This window comes from Novosphingobium sp. LASN5T, from assembly GCF_003856955.1.
Classification (GTDB): domain Bacteria; phylum Pseudomonadota; class Alphaproteobacteria; order Sphingomonadales; family Sphingomonadaceae; genus Novosphingobium.
The window spans coordinates 120,744-128,074 of record NZ_RQSI01000013.1 but is presented as its reverse complement, the minus strand read 5'-3'; the positions used below and the strand labels follow the sequence as shown (position 1 = coordinate 128,074).

8 protein-coding genes are annotated in these 7,331 nt (G+C 58.9%); 3 read left to right on the top strand and 5 right to left on the bottom strand.

What is annotated here, in order from left to right; all coding sequences use genetic code 11:
* The first annotated feature begins 65 nt into the window (after window positions 1–65).
* Complete coding sequence (locus tag EH199_RS11065; protein WP_223806616.1) at window positions 66–203, top strand: DUF2274 domain-containing protein; 138 nt, start codon at window positions 66–68, stop codon at window positions 201–203.
* Window positions 200–436: a helix-turn-helix domain-containing protein gene (locus tag EH199_RS11060; RefSeq protein WP_124809299.1), complete on the top strand. Its 237-nt coding sequence runs from the start codon at window positions 200–202 to the stop codon at window positions 434–436. The genes EH199_RS11065 and EH199_RS11060 overlap by 4 nt, the downstream gene beginning before the upstream one ends.
* On the opposite strand, the gene EH199_RS11055 is transcribed toward EH199_RS11060, so the two are convergent.
* Complete coding sequence (locus EH199_RS11055; protein WP_124809298.1) at window positions 433–1,728, bottom strand: integrase arm-type DNA-binding domain-containing protein; 1,296 nt, start codon at window positions 1,726–1,728, stop codon at window positions 433–435. The genes EH199_RS11060 and EH199_RS11055 overlap by 4 nt on opposite strands.
* A gap of 589 nt (window positions 1,729–2,317) precedes the next feature.
* Entirely contained in the window at window positions 2,318–3,388 is a 1,071-nt protein-coding gene (locus tag EH199_RS11050; protein ID WP_223806618.1) for an IS110 family transposase, read from the bottom strand.
* Between the two features lie 151 nt (window positions 3,389–3,539).
* On the opposite strand from EH199_RS11050, the gene EH199_RS11045 reads away from it, so the two are divergent.
* Window positions 3,540–4,163 carry a S24 family peptidase gene (locus EH199_RS11045; protein ID WP_124809296.1) on the top strand — a complete coding sequence of 208 codons (624 nt, stop codon included), beginning with the start codon at window positions 3,540–3,542 and terminating at the stop codon, window positions 4,161–4,163.
* A gap of 47 nt (window positions 4,164–4,210) precedes the next feature.
* Here EH199_RS11045 and EH199_RS11040 read toward each other — a convergent pair whose 3' ends face one another.
* From EH199_RS11040 to EH199_RS24375, 3 genes are all read right to left on the bottom strand, one after another.
* A complete protein-coding gene (locus EH199_RS11040; protein WP_164975688.1) occupies window positions 4,211–5,308 on the bottom strand; it encodes a HigA family addiction module antitoxin in 1,098 nt (365 codons plus the stop codon).
* Window positions 5,309–5,322: 14 nt separating this feature from the next.
* Window positions 5,323–5,658 (bottom strand): killer suppression protein HigA, encoded by a 336-nt coding sequence (locus tag EH199_RS11035; protein WP_124809294.1) that lies wholly within the window; start codon window positions 5,656–5,658, stop codon window positions 5,323–5,325.
* 152 nt (window positions 5,659–5,810) lie between these two features.
* Complete coding sequence (locus EH199_RS24375) at window positions 5,811–7,145, bottom strand: hypothetical protein (RefSeq protein WP_181951813.1); 1,335 nt, start codon at window positions 7,143–7,145, stop codon at window positions 5,811–5,813.
* Between the last annotated feature and the right edge of the window lie 186 nt (window positions 7,146–7,331).

The window sequence follows — 7,331 nt, the reverse complement described above, 5'->3', positions numbered from 1 at the left end:
AGCAAGGCCCAGGCCGCAGCCGATTGGATGCATGCCCAGCAGCCCCAGGCCGAGGAGATGGCGGCGTGAAACAGGTTCGCAAAAATGGCGCTGGAATTCACATTAGCGCTGGACTGTCAGGATATGTCGCGGAGCTGATACCGGCGATGTTGCAGGCATTCATCGATGGCGATCGCGGTTTTGCACGTCGGGACGCGACATGATCCGCGGCTCTTACCCCCCGCCTCCAGTTCCCACACTGGCAGCGGAAGGTGGCCCCATCCTCGAGCCATTGACCGTACGTGTCGCCACGGCGGTCAAACTCACAGGCCTCAGCCGATCGCGGATTTACGAGCTGATTCAGTCAGGCGACCTGCCGGCGAAGAAGATCGGGCGCTCGACCCTGATCTCCTTTGCAGACCTCAAGCGTTTTGTGGCCGGCGCCCCATCGGCCTAACCGCTTGCCAATGCTACTGCGGGCAGAGCTTTGTGCGATTGGACGACCTGCATCCCGAACGTCGGGCGACCGCCGGTCCGCGCATTGACCTTCGTTTCGGGTACTTCCACTTTCTCTTTTAGCTCGTCGAGTTGGTCCGACCAAAATTGCATCATGCGGACGCGCTCGCTCCAGAACTCGCCGCGGGCATAGATGCGGCGAACGGCATTCTTATCCTGGTGCGCGAGTTGCCGTTCGATCGCGTCGGGCAGGAATAGCCCGCTTTCGTTAAGCAACGTGTCCGCCATCGACCGGAAGCCGTGCGCAGTCATTTGATCCGGGCCGTAACCGAGTGAGCGAAGCGCGGCATTGATCGTGTTTTCCGACATCGAGCGGGTCGGCGTGCGGAATGACGGAAACAGATATTTCCCGCCGCCGGTGATCTCCCACAGTTCGAGGATCATCGCCTGGACCTGACGGGACAGGGGCACCCGCAGCGGGATGCGCCGCTTCATCTTTTCGGGCGGGATGTCCCAATATGCCTTCTCCCAGTTGATCTCCTCCCATTCCCAGCGGCGCAGCTCGCCGGGCCTGACAAAGACATGCGGACTAAGGCGCAGGGCAAAGACGGTGACGGCATGGCCTTCATATCCGTCGATGCTGCGCATGAGCGCGCCTACCTCGGGCGCTTTCGTGATCGCGGCGATGTGTGTGACGATCGGCGCGGCGATCGCGCCCCGCAACTCGCCCGCGGGGTTGTCGATCAATCGGCCAGTGTGGATCGCGTAGCGGAAGACGCGCGACAGCACGCTCCTCAGGCGGCGCGCACTCTCACGACGGCCAGTTCCCTCCAGCTTGCGCAGCACCGCAATGCAGTCAGGCGGCGTGATCTCCGTGACCGGCGCATGTCCCAGCGTCTGGTTGGCGATGTCGAGCAACCAGCGAATCTTGCGCAGCGTGATGGGCGCCAGCGCCTCGTCGACGCACTTTTGATACCATTCGTCGCCAACCGTCCGAAGCGTGTTGGCGGCCGCGATCTTCGCCGCCTTGCGTTCGGCGAGCTTCAGCTGCGCGGGGTCGAGTCCCGAGGCAACCTGCTTGCGTGCCTCGTCGCGTCGGATGCGGGCATCGGCCAACGAAATCTCGGGCCACGGGCCGATATGCAGCGTCTTCTGTCGTCCGAGATGGCGATAGCGAAAACGCCATAGCTTCGACCCGTTGGTCTGGACGGAAAGCAGCAGCCCCTCCGCGTCATAAAGGGCGTAGGGCTTAGAGCCCTGCTTGGCGGAAGTGATCTTGATATGTGTGAGCATTATGTGGGTCCCAGCTTTGGCCGGAACCGGGGCAGAACCCCCAATAAGACCCACAAAATGGGGGTCCTGTAGCTGGATTCAGCCGGACGGTCCCGGACGATTGCCGGTGATTTTCCGACCAAAAATGCTTGGAAACCAGTCACTTGCTGGACTTCCCCGGACGTTGCCGGAAAAGCCCTTGGTGCCAGAAGAGGACCCGCATCGAATAATTTTTTCTGTGTTATAACAGCAACATAGACGATGTGGTTTTTGCGAAGGCCCGCACAAAAGCCCGCATTTCGGTGTGGTTTAGAGGTTCGAGTCTTTTGCTAGGACTCGAATCTTCAAAAAATGGCGGATTTCCGCCATTTTTGCACCGTGAACAAAAGCAGAAAATCTAGCCTTGTAGGGACCGAAAGGCCCGCAGAAAACCGTTCATGAAGCGTTCCAACTTGGCCCGCGTACTCTCAGGCGATCTCGTCCAACACGCGATTGGAATGGATAGTCTGGCGGCTGTGATCGGCAGGCCTGGCCCAATTACCTACGCCGGGGTGAGAGCCCCAGAAAACGATGCGGGGTCCAGGCCTGCCCCTCCGTCAGGAGGAACTTGTCATGTGCGAGCCGGGTCAAAGGAGGATCCAGACTTCCACATGTGAAGCATGACGACCGCCAGCTTTCGAGCCACAGCAACCCTGGCTTTCGACAAGCCTACTTTCTTCCTCAGTGTCAGCCCCCATGCCTGCAGTGCGCTTTCCGTCTTTGTCGAGCACAGCAAGACGGTGGCAGCCGAAACCAGGTGAGTCCGCGTGAGCTTGCTACCGAACCTGCTGATCCGGCCGACCCGGGCGAGAACGCCCGACTGATGGATTGTTGGGGTCAATCCGAAATAGGGGCCAACATCGCGGGTTCGCTGAAAGCGCGACGGATCGCCGATGGCGCTGTAAAAGGACAAGGCGGTGATTGGACCGACGCCAGGGACGGTCATGAGGTTTGAACAAACCGGATGAGCAAGAGCTGCCGCACGGAGCCGCTTGTCCATTCCTGCAATATGCGAACGAAGGTTTTCCGCAATCGAAATGAGCGGCCGGACGTCGGCATCGACATCGAGCCCGTCCGCCCGCAGAATTTCCAGCTGATCTTCGATGCCGCTCGCGAGCCTGCCAACCCCGCTGCTCGTCTTCAGCTTTCCTCCGTGCAAACGGACGATGGACTGAACCAGGGCGTCGATCTTCATGCGCTGCTGAATGAGGTTCTTGCGGACATTGAGGAGGCTGCGCAAGTTCTGACAGTCGAGTGGCTTTACGAAGACCTCTGCCCCGATGGTGCGTCCGACGCGGCCGAGCTCCGCAAGCCCTCTCGCATCGTTGGAGTCAGTCTTCTGCCGCCGGATAGCGAGGAACTTGGAGGCACGACGAACCTCAGCGACATAGACGGGAAAGCCCTGAGCCTGGAGTTCACGCACCATGTGAGTGCCTACGCCCGCTTCGATGGTGATGCGCTGCACCGCTTCGACACCAAATGGGCGCAGGATATCCTTTATCTGGCCAGCATGCGTTTCTCGTTTTCCTTCGAACAGGATTTCACCGAATTCGTCGATGAGGCACACTGCTGTTTCCGCAACTCCGGTATCCAAACCAACCCAGTACCTCCGACCTGCCAACACTATCCTCCATGAAAACATAGCATTTTGGCGCGGCGTCATTTAATCTCGCGGCAGGAGCCCTGCAAACTTCCGACGTCCGCAAACCAATGTGAGGGTAGCAATCGGAAATGGATTCGCCGAATGGGATTGCTCCTTCGAATTACGAAACATGTTCTAGGAAATCGTAGGAATGGCCAAGCTCGATCCTCGCCGCGCGCTCGACGAGCTAATCAAGGAACGGGGCGAATCTTATTCGTCAGTCTCGCGCCTGCTGAGCCGGAATGCGGCCTACATCCAACAGTTCATCAAGCGGGGTAGCCCGGCGCATCTCGACGACAGCGACATCGCGCAGCTGTCGGTTCATTTTGGCGTCCCCGCCGCTGTCTTTGGCGGAGACGAGGTTCCGGAAAGCGCGGGGCTATCGACGATTGCGATCCCGGTTCTTGGCGCCACCGATGCTGACGATAGCCTTGGGCGTGTCCGTCTGGTCGACGAGGCATGGCTGCGCAGTCTCAGTCACAAGCCGACGGGAGTTTCGATCGTCAGAATCGAAGGCGACGCGATGTATCCGACATTGCGGGATGGCGATGAGGTGCTGATTCAGCGCTATCTCGCCAACGAAAATCCTCGCGACGGACTCTACGTCATCCGAGCCGATACCGGATTGCTGGTACGAAGGATCGCGCTCGAACCGGCGCGAAACCGCATCGCCGTACTGACTGACAATCCAAACTATCCCAACTGGGATGGACTAATCAGAAACGCGATACAGATCGTAGGGCGCGTCATCTGGATCGGCATGCAGCTAGCGTGAATCCGCCGGCTCGAGCGTTGCCCCGTCAGAGCGAGGCGCACGACCGCTCAATCCTCGGCGCCGGTTGACCACTTGAGGCGGATCTTCAGGCCATTCAAATGGGTCCAAGGCAAGATGCCGCTGTGTTGAAGCATGCCGACGACAATGCCTGGCGCGATACCCTGGCTGTCAGCAAAGTCGAGAACCGCCCGTTCGCTGCGCGGTTCGGTTGCGACGAACTGTCTCCACGCGGAAGTCGGAACGAGAGTGTTGCAGGCCCATGCATCGGCCTCCTTTTCCTCGTCGGTGCCATCGCGCGACTTGTCATCGACGAAAACGTTCTTCTTGCTGTGGAGCAGAATGTGCGCGGCTTCGTGAAAGAAGCTGAACCACAAATGGTCGTCTGATTTATGGCGTGCACTGAGCTGGATCACGGGCTTACGAGGCGAAATCCACCATGCGGCGCCACTAAGCGCGGTCTTTGCAAGCGGCGGCACTAAAGCGACTGCGACACCGGCCTCGTTGCAGAGCGCGCGCACAAGGGGAACGGCTCGCTCGACGGGTTCACGCGTGAGGGCACGGATCTGCTTCAACGCCAGCTTGAACTGCGTTTCGCTATAATCTGCACACTCCTGCTGCTCCGCATCGAGTTCGCCGAGACGCAGCCAGGTCGCGAGCGCAACTTCATTGCTTTTGAACGACGGTGAGTGCCGATAGGCAACCTTCGCCAAGCCGTACTGGCTATTCCAAGCGTCGAGCGATCCTACGCCGAAGAACGCAAGCAGCTTCGAGACCGCGTCGACGGGATTGACGGGCTTTGGGAAGCAGCGGCGCTTTACCAAGTCATTGATGGGGAATGTCTTCGACCAGGCGATAGCGTCCTTTGCCCGTGCTGCGTCAGCCTCACGGGCTCGATGGAGCTGGTAACCGGACTCGATCGAGAGCCACAGATCGGCGTCAACTCCGAGAACCTTCTCGAACTGGATTGCAGTTTCCGGTTCAAGTGGTGCCTTGCCGGCAATAATCTCGCTGATGAGCTTGGCCGAGCGCCCGCATCGCCGAGCGAACTCAGCTTGTGACATGCCATGGACTTCCAGGCGTTCTTCGAGGATCCAGCCGGGTGGAACGGCATAGTCCGGTCGGAACTGATTGGCTGCGGTCGCCATCGTTGCATTCTCCATCAGTGATAATCGACCACTTCGATGATCGTTATCGCTGTCACCTTGGTTAGATCGATTCCCCCGTCTTCGTTGCGAGGGATTGGATCATGGTTCACTTCAAAAATCAGTCGCTTGGGATGAACCAAGTCGACTGCAAACTGCTCGTCCCGGTGCTCGGTCAGCTGATGCCTTCGTTCGGGAGGCGTAACCGGCACCAGACTCAGGTCGCGCGAAGCACGAAGCACCGTCATGCGCTTCATGATCGCCTTGGCCATGGGTGTCCCATAGGCTTTGAGCAATTCTGCCTGCGCATTGAAGGTCTTCTCGAGCTTGCGCTTTCGAAAATCGATATCCAAGAGAATGGCTCATTTTCGTTACCTAATAGGTAACGCCTTAACGGAGGCTTGCTGATTGCGCAAGGGAGGGTGCGGTCGAGCTATTGCTGACTTGGCGTCGACCCGAGACAGGCGACCTTGCCTCCATGATTACGTCTGTTCGCTTTTCCATCTTAAGGCGTGAATAGGCCTGCCGGCTCCGCATAGCTTTTGATCGTCCGTTCGGGCCGCTCATGCCAGCCGATGTTGAACGCCCAATAGGTCGGAAAGAAATACAGCGTCGAATAAGGCAGATTCTCGTGAATCCATCGCGCCAGGATCCGCCAATCACCTGGCTCCTGATTGTTCGCCCAGAAACTGGGAACGACTACGCAGGCCATCGCCCCCAAGCAGCCTCCGGCGTCAAGGCGATCCCAAATGTGTCCGGCGTAGTTGCTCTCGTTGGACGCGCAGGTGTAGCCAGCCTTCTTCTTGCGCTGCATTTCGTTGCAGAAGCCGTTCACCTCGCACGAGCGGTAAGCCGAGCGGATCGCGATCCGCCCCCACTGATCCTGCAGTGGCTCGAGCAGGTCCTCGCACAGCCGCTTGCCCGCCTTAATGGCTAGGTCCGGGTCATCGGGCGCGTTGTTGAGCCCGTGGACCATGGCCACTTCCGAATAGAGCATGTCACGCATGAAGAAGGATTTCGACAGCTGTACCCGGCCCAATTCCGTGAGCGCAGGAACGGTTCGTGCCGTCCCGAGCCGCTTGATCGCCCCTCCGTTTGGCTCCGCTACCCATCCGATCCGCAGCGCAACGCCGTCGCAGACCTTTGCCGGAGTGATTGCGCCGACTGGCGCATCTGGAAAACCCATGGCCTCGGCAAAGGCCCGGTAGTCGTCAAACCAAGAGCGTTTCGGGCAAAAGCTCTGAACGATCATCGCTGCATCGCGCGCGCAATAGCGTTGGGCTTCGATGACTGCGGAGGCCGTGCGGTGAATGAGTTGGTATCGAATTTTCCCGACCGTCGCCGGATCGAGATCGAGATTTCGGCATAGCCGCTCCAGGCGTGCCGGGCGTGCGGTCGCATCCCCTTTTGCTTCTGAAAGCCACTCCTGGACTGTCGGGCCGAAAGTCTCGTCCACTTTCGCCTCGACGGCCAGAACACCAAGGTGCCTATTAAGACGAAGGATCGCCATGAGGTCGGTCTGACTCGGTCGCTGACCATCACCAAGGTCGACCGGGCGCTCAAAAAACGCATCGACCAATGTAGCTCCCTTGAACGCGGGGTCATGATTGAGAGCCGATTTCACTGAAGGCGGAAGCCCGTTCACAGAAAACCAGAGATCAGCCACCGATTTGGCAGAACGACCTGGCTGCCAATGCGTTGGAGATCCGAGGTGATGGATCACGTCTTCGGGTCGCAATACCGGGACATGCAGGCGGCGGATGGTCGATTCACTTTGCATGGCGCCGAGCTCCTTTTCTTCCAGCATCATGTCAACAGCAGGCAATAGGCTCACGGCCATACGACGAGCTCGCCTTGAGATGTTAAGAGATCCAAAAGGCCAGCGTGCCACATAGAAAGTCGCACGATGTCGGAAGTGAAGATATCCTCGGCGCGCAGGACCGCGAGCGTAAAATAGGGCAATGACACGATCTCACCACACGGACCTAGCGGAACGCTATTTTCTTGAGGACCTCCCCGGCGCCAC

Excerpts from the sequence above, each read along its gene's own strand:
- EH199_RS11060 (WP_124809299.1), top strand. The coding sequence starts at position 200 with ATGATCCGCGGCTCTTACCCCCCGCCTCCAGTTCCCACACTGGCAGCG.
- EH199_RS11055 (WP_124809298.1), bottom strand. The coding sequence starts at position 1,728 with ATGCTCACACATATCAAGATCACTTCCGCCAAGCAGGGCTCTAAGCCC.
- EH199_RS11050 (WP_223806618.1), bottom strand. The coding sequence starts at position 3,388 with ATGTTTTCATGGAGGATAGTGTTGGCAGGTCGGAGGTACTGGGTTGGT.
- EH199_RS11045 (WP_124809296.1), top strand. The coding sequence starts at position 3,540 with ATGGCCAAGCTCGATCCTCGCCGCGCGCTCGACGAGCTAATCAAGGAA.
- EH199_RS11040 (WP_164975688.1), bottom strand. The coding sequence starts at position 5,308 with ATGGCGACCGCAGCCAATCAGTTCCGACCGGACTATGCCGTTCCACCC.
- EH199_RS24375 (WP_181951813.1), bottom strand. The coding sequence starts at position 7,145 with ATGGCCGTGAGCCTATTGCCTGCTGTTGACATGATGCTGGAAGAAAAG.